The organism is Streptomyces sp. NPDC060064 (genome assembly GCF_042736455.1).
Classification (GTDB): Bacteria; Actinomycetota; Actinomycetes; order Streptomycetales; family Streptomycetaceae; genus Streptomyces.
Genome location: NZ_JBHWWF010000027.1, coordinates 104,612 through 122,335, shown reverse-complemented (window position 1 = coordinate 122,335; position 17,724 = coordinate 104,612). Strand labels below are relative to the sequence as shown.

Genomic DNA, 17,724 nt, shown 5'->3' with positions numbered 1-17,724 from the left:
GCTTAATTAAAAGCGCGGGATCAACACCACTTAGAGCGGAACAGCCGGTCGGAATAAGACCGACTGTTCACAGCGTCCTCGCTGTGTCATTGCCTACCCGCCACACGGGCCGGTAGGACTTTCAAAGGAACCTCGAACCTGCCGAAACAGGCCGGGGTATCAACATATCTGGCGTTGACTTTTGGCACGCTGTTGAGTTCTCAAGGAACGGACGCTTCCTTCAGACCCTTTTCACGGGGCCCTCCGGGCGCTTCCCTTCGGTGTTTCCAACCTTACCAGATTCTTTTCCCGTTCCGTTTCCGGTTCGGAATTCGTTTCCAGTGGCCGTTGGGGGCCTTTTACCTTTCGGCTGATCCGACTTTATCAGAGATTCTGAGTCGGAATTCCCGCCCAGTTCGGGGACTGCAACCGAGCGCACAAGTGCGTTTGGTTCCCGTTCAGGTGGAGACGTAAACGTACTGGAGCGGGGCGCCCCGATGCAAATCGAGGGCCCCGCCCCGTGGTTGACGCGTCAGACCTCGACGACGACAGGGAGGATCATCGGGCGCCGGCGGTAGGTGTCGGAGACCCACTTGCCCACCGAGCGGCGGACGAGTTGCTGCAGCTGGTGGGGTTCTACGACGCCGTCCTGTGCGGACTTGTTGAGCGCCTCTTCGATCTTGGGCACAACGCCGCTGAACACCGAGTCGTCAATACCGGAGCCCCGGGCCTGGATGTGCGGGCCGCCGACGATCTTGCCGGAGGTGCTGTCGACCACGATGAAGACCGAGATGATGCCCTCGTCTCCCAGAATGCGGCGGTCCTTCAAAGAGGCCTCGGTGACATCGCCGACCGAGAGGCCGTCGACATACACATAGCCCGCCTGGACCTTGCCGACGATCTTGGCCTTGCCATCGACGAGGTCGACGACGACGCCGTCCTCCGCGATGACGATGCGGTCCTTCGGCACACCCGTCAGTGCGCCGAGTTCGGCATTGGCCCGGAGGTGGCGCCATTCGCCGTGGACCGGCATCAGGTTCTTCGGCTTGCAGATGTTGTAGAAGTACAGGAGCTCGCCGGCCGAGGCGTGGCCCGAGACATGGACCTTGGCGTTGCCCTTGTGGATGACGTCCGCGCCCCACCTGGTCAAGCCGTTGATCACGCGGTAGACCGCGTTCTCGTTACCCGGGATGAGGGACGACGCCAGGATCACCGTGTCGCCGGGGAGGATGCGGATCTGGTGGTCGCGGTTGGCCATCCGGGAGAGCGCCGCCATCGGCTCGCCCTGAGAGCCCGTGCAGACGAGTACGACCTCGTCGTCCGGAAGGTCGTCGAGCGTCTTGACGTCGACGACGAGGCCGGCCGGAACCTTCAGATATCCCAGGTCACGGGCGATACCCATGTTGCGGACCATGGAGCGCCCGACGAATGCCACGCGGCGTCCGTACTCATGGGCCGCGTCGAGGATCTGCTGGATGCGGTGGACGTGGCTGGCGAAGCTCGCCACGATGATCCGCTTCTGGGCGTTCGCGAACACCGTCCGCAGGACGTTGGAGATGTCCCGCTCGGGCGGGACGAAGCCCGGGACCTCGGCGTTGGTGGAGTCCGAGAGCAGCAGGTCGATGCCCTCTTCGCCCAGCTTGGCGAAGGTCGGGAGGTCCGTGAGGCGGCGGTCCAGCGGGAGCTGGTCCATCTTGAAGTCACCGGTGTGGACCACCATGCCCGCAGGAGTGCGGATGGCGACGGCCAGCGCGTCCGGGATGGAGTGGTTGACCGCGACGAACTCACAGTCGAACGGGCCGATGCGCTCGCGGTGGCCCTCCGTCACCTCGAGGGTGTACGGGCGGATGCGGTGCTCCTGGAGCTTCGCCTCGATCAGGGCGAGGGTCAGCTTGGAGCCGATCAGCGGGATGTCGGGCTTCAGCCGGAGCAGGAACGGGACGCCGCCGATGTGGTCCTCGTGGCCGTGCGTGAGCACGATGCCCTCGACGTCGTCGAGACGGTCCCGGATGGTGGTGAAGTCCGGCAGGATCAGGTCGATACCGGGCTGCTCCTCCTCGGGGAAGAGGACGCCGCAGTCGACGATCAGCAGCCGGCCGTCGTACTCGAAGACCGTCATATTGCGGCCGATCTCGCCGAGGCCGCCGAGCGGGGTGACGCGCAGGCCGCCCTTGGGCAGCTTCGGCGGGGCGCCGAGTTCAGGATGCGGATGACTCAAAAGACTCTCCTCACCACGCACGCCACGTACCGCTGAGGCACGTGGCGTACATGACATTCGTGCACTTGCTGTTGTCTTGGGTCCGACCGTTTCGGTCGGGTTTCTCTGCGTATTCAGTTGTGAAGTCTGTGTTCAGAGCTGTACCCCACCGGCAGCGAGGTCGATCTTGAGCTGCGCGGTTTCCTCTGGGGAGAGCTCCACCAGGGGGAGCCGGAGCGGTCCGGCCGGGAGGCCCTGGAGGGCCAGCGCCGCCTTGGTGGTGATGACGCCCTGCGTACGGAACATGCCCGTGAACACCGGAAGCAGCTGCTGGTGGATCTCGGTGGCCTTCTGGACGTCACCGGTGAGGTGGGCGTCGAGGAGGGCGCGGAGCTCCGGGGTGACGACATGGCCGACGACGGAGACAAAGCCGATTGCGCCGACCGAGAGCAGCGGGAGGTTCAGCATGTCGTCGCCGGAGTACCAGGCGAGACCGCTGCGGGCGATGGCCCAGCTGGCGCGGCCCAGGTCACCCTTGGCGTCCTTGTTGGCGACAATACGCGGGTGCTCGGCGAGGCGCACGAGAGTTTCGGTGTCGATCGGGACGCCGCTGCGGCCGGGGATGTCGTAGAGCATCACGGGCAGTTCCGTGGCATCCGCGATGGCCGAGAAGTGCCGGAACAGGCCCTCCTGCGGGGGCTTGTTGTAGTACGGCGTCACAGCCAGCAGGCCGTGCGCGCCGGAGCGTTCGGCGGTGCGGGCGAGCTCGATGCTGTGGCGGGTGTCGTTGGTGCCGATGCCGGCCACGACATGGGCCCGGTCTCCGACCGCTTCCAGTACAGCCCGTACGAGCTGGTCTTTCTCCGCGTCGCTGGTGGTCGGCGACTCACCGGTGGTGCCGTTGATGATCAGGCCGTCGTTGCCTGCGTCCACCAGATGGGTGGCCAGTCGCTGGGCGCCGGCGAGGTCGAGTGCGCCGTCCGTCGTGAAGGGCGTGACCATAGCGGTGAGGACCCGCCCGAACGGGGTCTGCGGAGTGGAGATCGGAGCCATGGGTAACACGCTACTCGCTGCTCAGTACGCAGTGTCCCCTCGGGGGGACGTGACGTACAACCTGACAAGCGGAGCCCGGCACTGCCTGCTCGGGGGTTCAAGCAGTGCCGGGTCCGTTTGATCAGCCTAGATGAAGTACTCGAAACGCCGCAATCCGGACACTTCATCGGGCTGGCCGTACATCTGTGCTCTACGGAGCGACGCGGCCGTTGGCGTTGAAGGCTGCGTAGGTGAGCGGCATGAGCTTCGCCCAGTGCGCTTCCATCTTCTCGCCGACCATCTCGATCTCCCGCTGCGGGAAGGACGGGACCGCTGCCAGCTCGTGCTGGGTGCGGAGGCCGAGGAAGTGCATCAGTGAGCGGGCGTTGCAGGTGGCGTACATGGAGGAGAACAGGCCCACCGGGAGGACCGCACGGGCGACCTCGCGGGCGACACCCGCGGCCAGCATCTCCTGGTATGTCTCGTACGACCGGCGGTACGAGTCCTCCATGGACTCCGTCACGATCTTCTGCTGCTCCGATGTGCCTTCGACGAAGACGTACTTGCCGGGGCGGCCCTCCTGGACCAGCTTGCGGTCCGCGCCCGGGACGTAGAAGACCGGCTGCAGCTCGCGGTAGCGGCCGGACTCCTCGTTGTACGACCAGCCGACGCGGTGCCGCATGAACTCACGGAAGACGAAGATCGGGGCGCTGATGAAGAAGGTCATCGAGTTGTGCTCGAAGGGGCTGCCGTGGCGGTCCCGCATCAGGAAGTTGATGAGGCCCTTGGAGCGCTCCGGGTCCCTCTGCAGCTCCTCCAGAGACTGCTCGCCCGCCGTGGAGACTCGGGCGGCCCACAGCACGTCGGAGTCGCCGGCGGTGTGCTTCACCAGTTCAACGGTGACATCGCTGCGGAAACTGGGCGTGGCGGTCTCGGCGGGGGTGTCGGTCACCGACAGGGTCCTTCCAACGTCTTCGCTCGGGCGGCGCCCACTCTAGACCACCTTGCGCATCGACAATCTTCAGCTATTTCGGCGAAATCGGGCACCGATGTGGCCTTCCGCTCGTCTGTACCGGTAGCAGCGTTTGCACCGGTAGCAGCGTTCCGTCATGAACAGTCAAGGAGAGTGCCCTGATGTTCCGCCGGCGAGAGGCCGTCCCTTTCGCGTTCGTCGCCGAGGCCGATCGCTTCCGCAGTAACGTCACTCCCCCGCCCCGCGAACGCCCCAGCGTCTCGCAGCTCGCCGGCCGTACGCTGATCGGGCTGACCATCGCCTGTGGACTGGTCGGCTCGCTGCTCTTCGGGCTTCCCTCACTGGAAACCGGCCGGGCGGCGGGGCATTCGCAGCAGTCCCAGGCGTCCGACAGCCGCTGACTCGTACGGCCCCCCTGGAGTGGTCGGTCAGAGGCGTCCTCGGTAGCCTCACCAGGCACAGCCCAATCGAGTGTGCTGGTGAGTGAGGATCAGTCGTGCCCCTGCCCTTCCTGACAGCCGACCGCGCATTTGGCACAGACGCCGAGAACGCCGACGATGTCGCGCTGCCCTTCGACGATCACGACAACTGGCGGCGTCCGTACCGTCCGGGCCCCTGGCGGGTCGCGGCGGCGGCTCTGTTGCTGCTGCTCGCCTCGTTCGTGCTCATCGCGGCGATGATCATCGCGTTCGCGGTTGCGCTGCCGGGAGCGGGACTGTGCCTGGGCGTGGGGCTCGCGCTGGTGGCAGCCGCACTGCGGCTGCTGCGCTCGGGTGTCTGGGTCAGCCGGCACGGAGTACGGCGCGTGGGATTCCTTTCGACCACCACGGTGCCGTGGAACCGCGCTTCCGCGGTACGCACCGTGCAGCAGCCGGTGCGCTGGCTCGGGCTGCCGCGCACCGTGCAGGGCCAGGCGCTCGTCGTCGTACGACAGGGCGCCGAGCCGCTGCCGTTGCTCACCGACCACAACGCGGACTTCCTGTCGCGCGCCGAGGCGTTCGAGCGCGCGGCGGACACGGTCGAGGCGTGGGGGGCGGAGTACCGCCGCGCCTGACCGGGGCCGGTGAGTCCGGGGAGTCTTTCGGGGCTTCGCCCCGGAACCCGCTTGGAACCCGCTTCGGGGGCTCCGCCTCCGAACCCCACGCTCCTCAATCGCCGGAGAGGCTTGATGTGGAGGGGCTTGTCGTGGCCGGGCGATCGTGCAGCGCGATCGCCCTTTGCATCGCCTTGCGGGCGCGCGGGGTGTCACGGGCATCGTGGTAGGCGACGGCGAGGCGGAACCAGCTGCGCCAGTCGTCCGGTGAATCCTCGGTCTCGGCGCGGCGCTTGGCGAACACGGCGTCCGCGGAGTCCCGGTCGATACGGCCGCCGGGCGTGTGCCTCGACTCATCGACCGGCAGGCCGCCTTCGGCCTCCAGCTCACGGGCCAGCCGATGGGCATTGCGCGCGAAGCGCGTGTTGTGCCGGAGGAACCAGACGCCGATGCACGGCAGCAGGAAGGCCACCGCGCCCATCCCCATGGCGGCCGGCTCACCGGTCAGCATGAGCAGCACCCCCTCCAGCGCCACCACACCGAAGACGATGACCAGCACAGTGGCGAGGAAGAAGTACGTGATCTTTCCGCCCATGGCCGTCAGCCGAGGTCGAGGAAGTTTTCCAGGCCGAAGGTGAGGCCTGGAGTGGACACCACACGGCGGACGCCGAGCAGGATGCCCGGCATGAAGCTGCTGTGATGCAGGGAATCGTGCCGGATGGTCAGCGTCTCGCCCTCGCCGCCGAGCAGGACTTCCTGGTGGGCGAGGAGTCCGCGCAGCCGGATGGCGTGCACGGGGACGCCGTCGACGTCCGCGCCGCGGGCGCCTTCCAGCGCGGTGACGGTCGCGTCGGGCTGCGGTGCGCAGCCCGCCTCGGCACGGGCCGCCGCGATGAGCTGGGCGGTGCGGGTGGCGGTGCCGCTGGGGGCGTCGGCCTTGTTCGGGTGGTGCAGCTCGACGACCTCGACGGACTCGAAGTAACGCGCCGCCTGCTGCGCGAACTTCATGGTGAGGACCGCTCCGATGGAGAAGTTCGGCGCGATGAGCACGCCGGTCCTTGGCGATGCGGCGAGCGAGGTGTTCAGCTGCGCGAGGCGTTCGTCGGTCCAGCCGGTGGTGCCGACCACCGCGTGAATGCCGTGGCGTACGCAGAAGTCGAGATTGCCCATCACCGAGGCCGGCGTGGTCAGTTCGACCACGACCTGGGCGTCGGAATCCACCAGGGCTTCCAGTTTGTCGCCCCGGCCGAGTGCCGCGACCAGTTCCATGTCGTCGGCGGCCTCGACGGCTCGTACCGCTTCCGAGCCGATACGGCCCTTGGCGCCGAGAACGGCCACGCGCAGCTTGCTCATTGCTCTCTTCCTTACGGTTAGGAGACCGCTTCGTGGAGTCGGTCCGCCTGCTTGTCCTTGAGCGGGCCGATCACCGACAACGACGGGCGCTGTCCCAGGATCTCGTCGGCCACCGCGCGCACCTCTTCAGGGGTGACGGCGGCTATCCGCGCGAGCATGTCGTCGACCGACATCTGCGAGCCCCAGCACAGCTCGCTCTTGCCGATACGGTTCATCAGCGCGCCCGTGTCCTCGAGGCCCAGCACTGTCGAGCCGGAGAGCTGGCCGACGGCGCGGCCGATCTCCTCGTCCGAAAGACCGTCCGATGCGACGCGGTCGAGCTCGTCGCGGCAGATCTTGAGGACGTCGTGGACCTGGCTGGGCCGGCAGCCTGCGTAGACGCCGAAGAGGCCGGTGTCGGCGAAGCCCGAGGTGTACGAGTACACGCTGTAGGCGAGGCCGCGCTTCTCCCGTACCTCTTGGAAGAGGCGGGACGACATGCCGCCGCCGAGGGCCGTGTTCAGTACACCCAGCGCCCAGCGGCGCTCGTCGGTGCGGGCCAGACCCGGCATGCCGAGGACCACATGGGCCTGCTCGGTCTTGCGGTTGAGCAGTTCGACGCGGCCGGCCGTGCGCAGGGAGCGGTGTCCGTCGCGGGGCGGGGTCGGGGCCGCGTCCGTACGGGACAGGGCGCCGGCCTTCTCGAAGGCCCGGCGGACCTGGCGTACGACCGTGGCGTGGTCGATGTTGCCCGCGGCGGCTACGACCAGATGGGTCGGGTCGTAGTGCTTCTTGTAGAAGCGGCGGACGCGGTCCGCGGTGAGCGCGTTGACGGTGTCGACCGTGCCGAGGACCGGGCGGCCGAGAGGCGTGTCTCCGAACATGGTGTGCGCGAACAGGTCGTGCACACAGTCGCCCGGGTCGTCCTCGGTCATCGCGATCTCCTCGAGGATGACGCCGCGCTCGGCGTCGACGTCCTCCTGCTGGATCAGCGAGCCGGTGAGCATGTCGCAGACCACGTCGATGGCGAGCGGCAGGTCGGTGTCGAGCACCCGTGCGTAGTAGCAGGTGTACTCCTTCGCCGTGAAGGCGTTCATCTCGCCGCCGACCGCGTCGATCGCCGAGGAGATGTCGAGGGCGGAGCGCTTGTGCGTGCCCTTGAAGAGGAGGTGCTCGAGGTAGTGCGTGGCGCCGCCCAGCGACGGCGTCTCGTCTCGGGAGCCGACGTTCGCCCAGATCCCGAAGGTGGCGGAGCGTACGGATGGCAGGGTCTCGGTGACGACGCGCAGGCCGCCGGGGAGGACGGTGCGGCGGACCGTGCCGATGCCGTGCTCGCCCTTGAGAAGCGTTTGGGTACGGGCGACGGCCCGCGCCTCCGAGGAGGTGCGGGCCGTCGTCGTGGAACTACGCGACGTCACTTGTCGGTGTCGTCCTTCTTGTCTTCGGCGTCCTCGCCCTCGATCACGGGGATCAGGGAGAGCTTGCCGCGGGAGTCGATCTCAGCGATCTCGACCTGGACCTTGGAGCCGACCGCGACCACGTCCTCGACGTTCTCCACGCGCTTGCCACCGGCGAGCTTGCGGATCTGCGAGATGTGCAGCAGGCCGTCCTTGCCCGGGAGCAGGGACACGAACGCACCGAAGGTGGTGGTCTTGACGACCGTACCCAGGTAGCGCTCGCCGACCTCCGGCATGGTCGGGTTGGCGATGCCGTTGATCGTGGCGCGGGCGGCCTCGGCCTGCGAGCCCTGGGCGGCACCGATGTAGATGGTGCCGTCGTCCTCGATCGTGATGTCGGCGCCGGTGTCCTCCTGGATCTGGTTGATCATCTTGCCCTTGGGGCCGATGACCTCACCGATCTTGTCCACCGGGATCTTGACGGTGATGATCCGCGGGGCGTTCGGGGACATCTCGTCCGGGACGTCGATGGCCTCGTTCATCACATCGAGGATGTGGAGGCGGGCGTCGCGGGCCTGCTTCAGCGCGGCGGCCAGGACCGAGGCGGGGATGCCGTCGAGCTTGGTGTCGAGCTGGAGCGCGGTGACGAAGGTCTTCGTACCGGCGACCTTGAAGTCCATGTCACCGAAGGCGTCCTCCGCACCGAGGATGTCGGTGAGGGCGACGTAGTGGGTCTTGCCGTCGATCTCCTCGGAGATCAGGCCCATGGCGATACCGGCGACGGGGGCCTTGAGCGGCACACCGGCGTTCAGCAGCGACATGGTGGAGGCGCAGACCGAGCCCATGGACGTCGAGCCGTTGGAGCCCAGCGCCTCGGAGACCTGGCGGATGGCGTACGGGAACTCCTCGCGCGTCGGCAGCACCGGCACGATGGCGCGCTCGGCGAGCGCACCGTGGCCGATCTCGCGGCGCTTCGGCGAACCGACGCGGCCGGTCTCACCGACGGAGTACGGCGGGAAGTTGTAGTTGTGCATGTAGCGCTTGCGGGTCACCGGGGAAAGGGTGTCCAGCTGCTGCTCCATACGGAGCATGTTGAGGGTGGTGACGCCCAGGATCTGGGTCTCGCCACGCTCGAAAAGCGCCGAGCCGTGCACGCGCGGGATGGCCTCGACCTCGGCGGCGAGCGTACGGATGTCCGTGACGCCACGGCCGTCGATACGGACCTTGTCCTTGATGACGCGCTCGCGGACCAGCTTCTTGGTCAGCGCCCGGTAGGCACCGGAGATCTCCTTCTCGCGGCCCTCGAACTGCGGGAGCAGCTTCTCGGCAGCGATCTCCTTGATGCGGTCGAGCTCCGCCTCGCGCTCCTGCTTGCCGGCGATGGTGAGCGCCTGCGCGAGCTCGCCCTTGACGGCGGCGGTCAGGGCCTCCAGGACGTCGTCCTGGTAGTCGAGGAAGACCGGGAACTCGCCGGTGGGCTTGGCGGCCTTGGCGGCGAGGTCCGACTGGGCCTTGCACAGCGCCTTGATGAAGGGCTTCGCGGCCTCGAGACCAGCGGCGACGATCTCCTCGGTCGGCGCCTCGGCGCCGCCCTTGACGAGCTCGATGGTCTTCTCGGTGGCCTCGGCCTCGACCATCATGATCGCGACGTCGCCGTCCTCGAGGACGCGACCGGCGACCACCATGTCGAAGACGGCGTCCTCGAGCTCGGTGTGCGTCGGGAAGGCGACCCACTGGCCCTTGATCAGGGCGACACGGGTGCCGCCGATCGGGCCGGAGAAGGGCAGGCCGGCCAGCTGCGTGGAGCAGGAGGCGGCGTTGATCGCGACCACGTCGTACAGGTGGTCGGGGTTGAGCGCCATGATCGTCTCGACGATCTGGATCTCGTTGCGCAGGCCCTTCCTGAAGGAGGGGCGCAGCGGGCGGTCGATCAGGCGGCAGGTGAGGATCGCGTCCTCGGAGGGCCGGCCCTCACGACGGAAGAAGGAGCCGGGAATCTTGCCGGCTGCGTACATCCGCTCCTCGACGTCCACCGTCAGGGGGAAGAAGTCGAGCTGGTCCTTGGGCTTCTTGGAAGCGGTGGTGGCCGACAGCACCATGGTGTCGTCGTCCAGGTACGCCACGGCGGAACCGGCGGCCTGCTTGGCCAGGCGGCCCGTCTCGAAGCGGATGGTGCGGGTGCCGAAGGTTCCGTTGTCGATAACGGCCTCGGCGTAGTGGGTCTCGTTCTCCACTAGCGTTTTCTCCTCGTCTTCGTCCCCTCGCCCGTGTGGCGGAGGACGTGGCGGAGAAGCTCTCGTTCTGCGGGCCGGTCTTCGATCGAAGCACCCGGGGTGTTGTTCTCCGGGGGCCACTACCGAGGACCGGCGGCGGGGAGACGGCTTCTCGCTCGTTCAGTTTTGCTCTACGCGATCCAGACTAATTGGCGTCCGGTACGTAGCGCACGTACAGCAAAGGGAGCGGCCCCCTAAGAGTGGGAACCGCTCCCTCCACCAACGTCTTACTTGGCGCCGCCGGCCGCACCACGGCGGATGCCGAGGCGGTCGACGAGCGCACGGAAGCGCTGGATGTCCTTCTTGGCCAGGTACTGCAGCAGACGGCGGCGCTGGCCGACCAGGATCAGCAGACCACGGCGGGAGTGGTGGTCGTGCTTGTGCGTCTTGAGGTGCTCGGTCAGGTCCGAGATACGGCGGGAGAGCATCGCCACCTGGACCTCGGGGGAGCCGGTGTCGCCCTCCTTGGTGCCGAACTCGGTCATGATCTGCTTCTTCGTAGCGGCGTCGAGAGACACTCGGTACTCCTCTTTGATGTTCGATGCGCCCACGAGTGCCCCTGGTCTTGATCTCAGGGGAGCTTCCGTGACTCGGAGGCGAAGGTCCGATGAGCGCAGACCGCAGAGTTTCAGAGAAGCTCCGGAGGTCGCGTACACAAACGGCCGTCACACAGCGTACCAGCCCGCGGCGGCGCTTCTGGCGAGTGCCATCGCCGCCTCCGGCGGATGCTCCTAGCTGGTCAGCGAGCGGGCCGCGCTGTAGATGTCGAGTACGGCGAGGCAGAGCGGGACCAGCGAGAGCAGCACCAGACTCTCGGTGAGGTCGAGCAGCCGGCCCCAGAAGGGCGAGAGGCCCTTCCTCGGGATGACCAGGCCGATCGCGGTGATCACGGCCGCGCCGGCGGCGACGGCAGCGGTGAGCCAGATCGTACGGATGTCCAGGCCGCCTCGGTCCCCGTACATCAGGAGGTCCTTGACCAGGTCGACGGGCGGGTTCAGGGAGAGGCCGAGGACCAGCAGCGCGATCGCGGCGATGCCCGCCACCAGGGTGCAGGCGACCTGCGAGGTGTAGCGGAAGAGCCGGGCGCGCAGCAGCATCGCGAGGCCGGCGGCCAGCGCGAGGAACTGACCCCAGATGCTGTTGGAGAAGCCGAGTACCGCGGCGCAGCCGACGACGACCGCGGCGCAGCCGCCGACCAGGCCGAGCAGCATCTCGTGGCCGCGGCGCGCCTGGGCTGCGATCCGCTCGGCGTCGACGGGCTGGGCCTCGGGCGTCTCGTTGGGGTCGGCGAAGGAGTCGTCGTAGCCCTCGGCCGCGCTGCGCGGGGATGCGTAGCCGATGGGCAGCCGGGCGAAGCGGGCGGAGAGGCCGGGCAGGAAGGCGACGAGGCCGATGGCGACCGGGGCGACGACGGCCGCCGTCTCGGTGGCGGCGGCCTCGGTGAGGATCATCAGGAACGTCGCGAGGGTGCCGGTGGCTCCCAGGAAGGTGGCCGCGACGAAGGGGGCGTCGCCGCTGGGGGTGAGCGCGACCAGGGCGACCGAGGCGACCAGCACGGTGACGCAGCCGAGCAGGAACTGCAGCCGGCCGGGGCCGGCACCGGCGTCCGGGCCGATGATTCCGGAGCCCGCGATGAGCAGCAGCGGCAGCGCGCCGAGTCCGAGAGCGACGGAGGTGGCGCGGTCCGAGTACACCCTGGCCCGTACGCCGGCGAAGGCGGTGAGCAGCAGACCGCCCGCGCCCGCGATGATGCCCGGCAGGCTGTGCATGTCGTGGCGGACCGGGTCGGCGAACCAGAGCACGAAGCCCATCAGGACGAGCAGCAGGACACCGCCGACCAGGCCGGCACCGCGCAGCAGGTCGTCGCTCCACAGATGGCGGTCGCGGGTGACCGCGGAGGCGACGGCGTCGGAGACATCGTCGAAGACGGCGGGCGGCAGTGACTCGGCGAAGGGACGCAGGCTCAAGACCTCGCCGTCCAGCACCTGTTGGGCGCTGAGCGAGCGGGCGCCCTCGAGTACGGTGCCGTCGCGGCGTACCAAGTGGTAGCCGGTCGGGGCGCCCGGTGACTGCGTCTGGCCGGTCAGACGCAGGATTTCCGGGTAGACGTCGGCGACGGCGATGTCCTCCGGGAGGGCAACATCGATTCGGCTGTCCGGCGCCACGACGGTGACGCGGCAGAAGCCGGTCGCTGCGGTCGTACTCACTGTCTGGACCCCCTGGTTCGCCCTGATTCGCGGTTGCGCACGGTGCGCGCGACACCCTACCGGGACACGGGGCAGGGGCCTGCAAGTAGGATCACCGTCGCGCGGAGGGAAGTCCGCAGCAAAGGCAGTCACGGGGGCGCCGGTGCGGAATCAGCCCGTCCGTCTTCCGTCCGTATCGAGGGATTGATGCTCCGGTGAGCCAGATCGTCGTGAAACGCCCGCCGAGGTCGCTGCCGCCTGAAGTGCCCACGGAGGAGCTGGCTCTGGAGGCACCTCCGGAGCTGCCGCGGGGTCAGCAGGAGGGCATGCTGATGCAGATCCTGCCGGTCCTCGGCATGGGCTCTTCGGTGGTCTTCTTCTTCTCGCCGCAGGCGCCTCCGTTCATGCGCATCATGGGCGTGATGATGCTGGTCTCGACCGTCGGGATGGTCGTCGCCCAGATCGTCAGGTTCCGCAAGGGTACGCAGGGGCAAATGGCAGATGTCCGCCGCGACTACCTCAAATACCTCGCACAGACCCGGCGTACGGTGCGCAAGACCGCGCGCAAGCAGCGCGATGCCCAGCTCTATCTGCACCCCTCCCCCGAGCAGCTCTGGTCCGTCGTGGCCGAGGGCTCGCGGGTCTGGGAACGGCGCGTGGGCGACAACGACTTCGGGCAGGTGCGCATCGGTCTCGGCGCGCAGCAGCTGGCCACGCCGCTCGTAGCGCCGGACACCGCGCCGGTGGACGAGCTGGAGCCGCTCTCGGCCGGTGCGATGCAGCAGTTCCTCGCGGTGCACGGCTCGTTGGACGGGCTGCCGATGGCGGTCTCGATCCGCGCCTTCTACCACGTGACGGTCTCCGGCGAGCCGGAGTCGGCGCAGTCCACGGCGCGGGCGCTGGTCTCCCAGCTGGTGACGCTGCACTCCCCCGAGGACCTGATGGTCGTGGTGGTGGCTGCGCCGGGAGCCGTCCCGCGCTGGGACTGGACGAAGTGGCTGCCGCATACGCAGGTGCCCGGCCAGGTGGACGGCGCCGGTACGAAGCGGCTGTTCGGCGACGACCTCGGTGAGCTGGAGCAGCTGCTCCACAGCCGCCTCGACGGGCGGCCGCGGTTCAGCCGGGAGAACCAGCCGGTCCTGGACCAGCCGCATATCGTCGTCGTACTGGACGGCGGGATGGTGCCGCCGGACTCGCTGTTCGCGGCGGCCGAGGGTCTGCAGGGCGTGACCATCGTCGAGGTGGTCTCCGGCGATCTGGACGAGCCGCGCGGCGGTCTTTCGGTGGTCGTACGGCCCGGGCGGCTGCGTCTCGAGTCCGGTTCACGGGTGGCGTACGAGGGTGTGCCCGACGGGATTTCGCTGCCGGCCGCCGAGGCGCTCTCCCGTCAGCTCGCGCCGCTGCGGATGGGCGGTGGCGACGACGACGAACCGCTGCTCGCCAACCTGGACTTCACCGATCTGCTGAACCTGGGGGACGCCGGGTCCATAGACGTGGCCCGCACCTGGCGGCCGCGGTCGGTCGCCGAGCGGCTGCGGGTGCCGATCGGTGTCGGCGAGGACGGCCAGCCGGTGATGCTGGACCTCAAGGAGGCCGCGCAGGAGGGCATGGGCCCGCACGGTCTGTGCATCGGCGCCACCGGTTCCGGTAAGTCGGAGCTGCTGCGCACCCTGGTGCTCGGCCTCGCGGTCACACATACATCGGAGACGCTGAACTTCGTCCTCGCGGACTTCAAGGGTGGTGCGACCTTCACCGGAATGTCGCAGATGCCGCATGTCGCGGCCGTGATCACCAACCTGGCGGACGACCTCACGCTGGTCGACCGCATGGGTGACGCGATCCGCGGTGAACTGCAGCGCCGGCAGGAGCTGCTGCGCTCGGCGGGCAACTACGCCAACATCCACGACTACGAGAAGGCGCGCGCGGCGGGAGCCCCGCTGGAGCCGCTGGCCTCGCTCGTCCTCGTCATCGACGAGTTCTCCGAACTCCTCACCGCCAAGCCCGACTTCATCGACATGTTCATCCAGATCGGCCGTATCGGCCGTTCGCTGGGTGTGCATCTGCTGCTGGCCTCGCAGCGCCTGGAGGAGGGCAAACTGCGCGGCCTCGACACCTATCTCTCGTACCGGATCGGTCTGCGCACCTTCTCGGCGGCCGAGTCGCGCACGGCGCTGGGTGTGCCCGACGCGTACCACCTGCCGTCGGTGCCCGGTTCCGGCTATCTGAAGTTCGGTACGGACGAGATGACCCGCTTCAAGGCGGCGTACGTCTCCGGTACGTACCGCACCAGTGGTCCGGATCTGTCGGTGGGCCAGCTGCCCATCGAGCGTCGGCCCGTGGTCTTCACCGCGACTCCGGTACCGGTGGTGTACGCGGCACCCGATCCCGCCGCGTTGGCCGCCGCCAACGCCGCCGAGGACGAGGCGCTCGCCGACACGGTGCTGGATGTGATCGTGCGCAAGCTGGAGGGTCAGGGTGTGCCCGCCCACCAGGTGTGGCTGCCGCCACTGGACCAGGCGCCCACGCTGGACCAGCTGCTGCCCGGTCTGGCGCCGACCGCGGACCGCGGTCTCACCGCGACCGAGTACACACGTCCGGGCGGTCTCACCGTCCCGCTCGGCCTGATCGACAAGCCCTTCGAGCAGCGCCGCGAGGTGCTGTACCGGGACTTCTCCGGAGCGGCGGGCCACATGATGGTCGTCGGCGGTCCGCAGTCCGGCAAGTCGACGCTGATGCGGACGCTGATCTCGTCGTTCGCGCTCACCCACACCCCGGCCGAAGTGCAGTTCTACGCGCTCGACTTCGGCGGTGGCGGTCTGTCCTCGCTCTCCGACCTGCCGCATGTCGGCGGTATCGCCTCACGGCTCGACCCTGAGCGGGTGCGCCGTGCGGTCGCCGAGGTGATGGGCGTACTCAACCGGCGTGAGGAGTTCTTCCGCGCCAACAACATCGACTCCATCGCCACCTACCGGCGCAGGCGCGCCGCCGGCGAGCTGCCCGGCGAGGCCTGGGGAGATGTCTTCCTGGTCATCGACGGCTGGGGCGGCTTCAAGAACGACTACGAGATGCTGGAGCCGGTCGTCGCCGATCTCACGGCGCGCGGCCTGGGCTACGGCATCCATGTCATCATCACCGCCGCCCGCTACATGGAGGTACGTGCGGCGCTGAAGGACCAGATGCTGGGGCGGCTGGAGCTGCGGCTCGGTGACGTCATGGACTCGGAGTTCGACCGCAAGGTCGCGGCGAACGTCCCGGCCGGCGTGCCGGGCCGTGGCCAGGTACCGGAGAAGCTGCACTTCATGACGGCTCTGCCGCGTATCGACTCGATCAGCAGCTCCGGCGATCTGTCGGAGGGCACGGCCGCCTTTGTGCAGGCGGTCAAGGGGAGCTGGGCGGGGCCTGCGGCGCCGACCGTCCGGCTGCTGCCGCGCCGGCTGCCCGCCGAGCAGCTGCCCAAGGGCTTCGAGTATCCGCAGCACGGCATCGCGATCGGCATCGACGAGACGAACCTGGAGCCGGTGTTCGTCGACTTCGAGACCGACCCGTTCTTCCTGATCTTCGGCGAGAGCGAGTCCGGGAAGACGGCGCTGCTGCGGCTGATCGCCAAGCAGATCTCCGAGCGCTACACCCCGGAGCAGGCGCGGATCGTGGTCGGCGACTACCGGCGCACCATGCTGGAGGCCGTACCGGCCTCCCATCTGCTGGAGTACGCGCCGATGACGTCCGCGATGGAAATGCACATGGACGCGATCAACACGGTGATGGGCAAGCGCGCGCCGAAGCCGGACATCACACCGCAGCAGCTGCGCGACCGCAGTTGGTGGACCGGGCCGCAGCTCTTCGTCCTCATCGACGACTACGAGCTGGTCGCCACCAACTCGGGCAATCCGCTGTCGGTACTGGTGGACAATCTGCCGTTCGCGCGTGATGTCGGCATCCGCTTCATCATCGCGCGCAGCGCGGCCGGAGCTTCACGGGCGATGTACGAGTCGTTCATGCAGCGGATCAAGGAGCTGGGCGCGCAGGGCGTCATCCTCTCCGGCGACCCGGGCGAGGGAGACATCCTCGGCAATGTCCGGGCGCGTCCGATGCCGCCGGGACGTGGCACTTTCGTGTCCCGCAAGCGGGGCGCACCGCTGGTCCAGGTGGGCTGGCTGCCGGATCAGTAGTCCGTCGAGGCACACGTCCGGCACGTCCCGGCAGCCGTCAAGGCTGCCGGGACGCACCAAGTAGTGTGGTTGCGCACCTCGTTCATCGCACCTGGGAGGGACCGCGCCGATGGCTGACGCAAGCGAGAAGGAACGCCAGAAGGAAGAGCTGTACGCCCTCGACATCTCCGGTGTGGAGTGGCTCAGCGCGCCCGGCACGAGCAAGGACGAGGAGCGCGTCGAGATCGCTCATCTGCCGGGCGGGGCGGTCGCGATGCGCTCGTCGCTGGAGCCGGAGACGGTGCTGCGGTACACGGAGGCCGAGTGGCGCGCGTTCGTACTCGGCGCGCGTGACGGCGAGTTCGATCTCAGGTAGGAGCTTGTACGGCAAGGGGGGTTGCCCGGCCTGCGCGGGCAACCCCCCTTGGACGTTCGCTCGATGCTCGTCAGTGCATCATGCGGAAACGGGTGGCATTGCCCTTGTCCGTGTCCTGGTAGCCGACAACGGACTGGTCAAGCAGACGCGCGATCTGAGCCAGGTCCCCGTTCAGGCCGTCCATGTCCCGGGCCAGGTTGCTCTGGACCTCGATGTAGGCCTGCTTGGCGTCACCGTCCCAGTTGTCCGCGACGGTCTTGACGTGCCTCAGCAGCTCCTGGAGCTGGTCGTTCAGGTACTTCGAGGTGCCGCGGACGTCACTGGCCGCGGTGGTCACTGTGTCGTAGTTGACAGCAGTCGTCATGCTTTACTCCTAGTGGCGATTCTGCCGAGGATCCGGACTGCTCAGATGCTGAGGATGGCGCTGCTGCCCTGCGAGGCTTCCATCTTGCGGAAGGTCTGGATCCGCTCGGTCTCCTGTGCATCGAAGCCGTCGGCGCTCATCTTCACGAGGTTCTGGAGGTTCTCCAGGTCGCGCTGCACATTCTGCATACGCAGGTTCAGGTCCTTCTGAGCCCGGTCGTACTCCTGGCTCGCCGCACCCTTCCAGCCGGTCTGGATCTGGTCCACCACGCCGTTGAGCGACTTGATCCGGCTGTTCAGCTCGGTCTGGAACTTGTCGATCTGCTTGGACAGACCGGTGATATCGCCACTTGTTACATTCAGGTCTTTGCCGCTACCCGACATCGTGCCCCTTCTTCCTACGACGGTGCTGTAGACGGAAGCCGATTGGATGCC

General features: G+C 68.0%; 15 protein-coding genes. 4 read left to right on the top strand and 11 right to left on the bottom strand.

Annotated features, from left to right (window positions below; genetic code table 11):
- Positions 1-511: 511 nt before the first annotated feature.
- From ACFWDI_RS28820 to thyX, 3 genes are all read right to left on the bottom strand, one after another.
- Positions 512-2,197, bottom strand: coding sequence for a ribonuclease J (locus ACFWDI_RS28820; protein WP_385308244.1), 1,686 nt, complete (start codon positions 2,195-2,197; stop codon positions 512-514).
- Between the two features lie 132 nt (positions 2,198-2,329).
- Positions 2,330-3,229, bottom strand: a complete 900-nt coding sequence (dapA, locus tag ACFWDI_RS28815) for a 4-hydroxy-tetrahydrodipicolinate synthase (RefSeq protein ID WP_327326432.1) — start codon at positions 3,227-3,229, stop codon at positions 2,330-2,332.
- 190 nt (positions 3,230-3,419) lie between these two features.
- The gene (gene thyX / locus ACFWDI_RS28810; RefSeq protein WP_327326431.1) at positions 3,420-4,160 is read right to left on the bottom strand and encodes an FAD-dependent thymidylate synthase; all 741 of its coding nucleotides are present in this window, start codon (positions 4,158-4,160) and stop codon (positions 3,420-3,422) included.
- Between the two features lie 182 nt (positions 4,161-4,342).
- Between thyX and ACFWDI_RS28805 the strand changes: the two genes are divergently transcribed.
- Positions 4,343-4,582 carry a hypothetical protein gene (locus ACFWDI_RS28805; protein WP_385308240.1) on the top strand — a complete coding sequence of 80 codons (240 nt, stop codon included), beginning with the start codon at positions 4,343-4,345 and terminating at the stop codon, positions 4,580-4,582.
- Positions 4,583-4,677: 95 nt separating this feature from the next.
- The gene (locus ACFWDI_RS28800) at positions 4,678-5,235 is read left to right on the top strand and encodes a hypothetical protein (protein WP_385308237.1); all 558 of its coding nucleotides are present in this window, start codon (positions 4,678-4,680) and stop codon (positions 5,233-5,235) included.
- A gap of 94 nt (positions 5,236-5,329) precedes the next feature.
- Here ACFWDI_RS28800 and ACFWDI_RS28795 read toward each other — a convergent pair whose 3' ends face one another.
- From ACFWDI_RS28795 to eccD, 6 genes are all read right to left on the bottom strand, one after another.
- Positions 5,330-5,809 (bottom strand): hypothetical protein, encoded by a 480-nt coding sequence (locus ACFWDI_RS28795; protein ID WP_327326428.1) that lies wholly within the window; start codon positions 5,807-5,809, stop codon positions 5,330-5,332.
- A gap of 5 nt (positions 5,810-5,814) precedes the next feature.
- Positions 5,815-6,567: a 4-hydroxy-tetrahydrodipicolinate reductase gene (gene dapB / locus ACFWDI_RS28790; RefSeq protein WP_385308233.1), complete on the bottom strand. Its 753-nt coding sequence runs from the start codon at positions 6,565-6,567 to the stop codon at positions 5,815-5,817.
- A 17-nt stretch (positions 6,568-6,584) separates the two neighbouring features.
- Complete coding sequence (locus ACFWDI_RS28785; protein ID WP_385308230.1) at positions 6,585-7,964, bottom strand: M16 family metallopeptidase; 1,380 nt, start codon at positions 7,962-7,964, stop codon at positions 6,585-6,587.
- Positions 7,961-10,177, bottom strand: a complete 2,217-nt coding sequence (locus tag ACFWDI_RS28780) for a polyribonucleotide nucleotidyltransferase (protein ID WP_327326425.1) — start codon at positions 10,175-10,177, stop codon at positions 7,961-7,963. The genes ACFWDI_RS28785 and ACFWDI_RS28780 overlap by 4 nt, the downstream gene beginning before the upstream one ends.
- Positions 10,178-10,443: 266 nt before the next feature.
- Positions 10,444-10,734, bottom strand: a complete 291-nt coding sequence (gene rpsO / locus ACFWDI_RS28775; protein ID WP_093600212.1) for a 30S ribosomal protein S15 — start codon at positions 10,732-10,734, stop codon at positions 10,444-10,446.
- A gap of 213 nt (positions 10,735-10,947) precedes the next feature.
- Positions 10,948-12,423, bottom strand: a complete 1,476-nt coding sequence (gene eccD / locus ACFWDI_RS28770; protein ID WP_385308226.1) for a type VII secretion integral membrane protein EccD — start codon at positions 12,421-12,423, stop codon at positions 10,948-10,950.
- Between the two features lie 194 nt (positions 12,424-12,617).
- Here eccD and eccCa point away from each other — a divergent pair, with 194 nt between their 5' ends.
- Together eccCa and ACFWDI_RS28760 are read left to right on the top strand one after the other, a co-directional pair.
- Entirely contained in the window at positions 12,618-16,571 is a 3,954-nt protein-coding gene (gene eccCa / locus ACFWDI_RS28765; protein ID WP_385308224.1) for a type VII secretion protein EccCa, read from the top strand.
- Positions 16,572-16,680: 109 nt separating this feature from the next.
- Positions 16,681-16,926, top strand: coding sequence for a DUF397 domain-containing protein (locus ACFWDI_RS28760; RefSeq protein ID WP_362687401.1), 246 nt, complete (start codon positions 16,681-16,683; stop codon positions 16,924-16,926).
- Between the two features lie 70 nt (positions 16,927-16,996).
- Here ACFWDI_RS28760 and ACFWDI_RS28755 read toward each other — a convergent pair whose 3' ends face one another.
- Both ACFWDI_RS28755 and ACFWDI_RS28750 read right to left on the bottom strand, forming a co-directional pair.
- Positions 16,997-17,290: a WXG100 family type VII secretion target gene (locus ACFWDI_RS28755; protein WP_385308221.1), complete on the bottom strand. Its 294-nt coding sequence runs from the start codon at positions 17,288-17,290 to the stop codon at positions 16,997-16,999.
- 41 nt (positions 17,291-17,331) lie between these two features.
- Entirely contained in the window at positions 17,332-17,673 is a 342-nt protein-coding gene (locus ACFWDI_RS28750; RefSeq protein WP_385308218.1) for a WXG100 family type VII secretion target, read from the bottom strand.
- Between the last annotated feature and the right edge of the window lie 51 nt (positions 17,674-17,724).

What these genes read in the sequence shown, in the direction of transcription:
- dapA (WP_327326432.1), bottom strand. Translation starts at nt 3,229, where the DNA reads ATGGCTCCGATCTCCACTCCGCAGACCCCGTTCGGGCGGGTCCTCACC.
- ACFWDI_RS28805 (WP_385308240.1), top strand. Translation starts at nt 4,343, where the DNA reads ATGTTCCGCCGGCGAGAGGCCGTCCCTTTCGCGTTCGTCGCCGAGGCC.
- ACFWDI_RS28795 (WP_327326428.1), bottom strand. Translation starts at nt 5,809, where the DNA reads ATGGGCGGAAAGATCACGTACTTCTTCCTCGCCACTGTGCTGGTCATC.
- dapB (WP_385308233.1), bottom strand. Translation starts at nt 6,567, where the DNA reads ATGAGCAAGCTGCGCGTGGCCGTTCTCGGCGCCAAGGGCCGTATCGGC.
- ACFWDI_RS28760 (WP_362687401.1), top strand. Translation starts at nt 16,681, where the DNA reads ATGGCTGACGCAAGCGAGAAGGAACGCCAGAAGGAAGAGCTGTACGCC.
- ACFWDI_RS28755 (WP_385308221.1), bottom strand. Translation starts at nt 17,290, where the DNA reads ATGACGACTGCTGTCAACTACGACACAGTGACCACCGCGGCCAGTGAC.
- ACFWDI_RS28750 (WP_385308218.1), bottom strand. Translation starts at nt 17,673, where the DNA reads ATGTCGGGTAGCGGCAAAGACCTGAATGTAACAAGTGGCGATATCACC.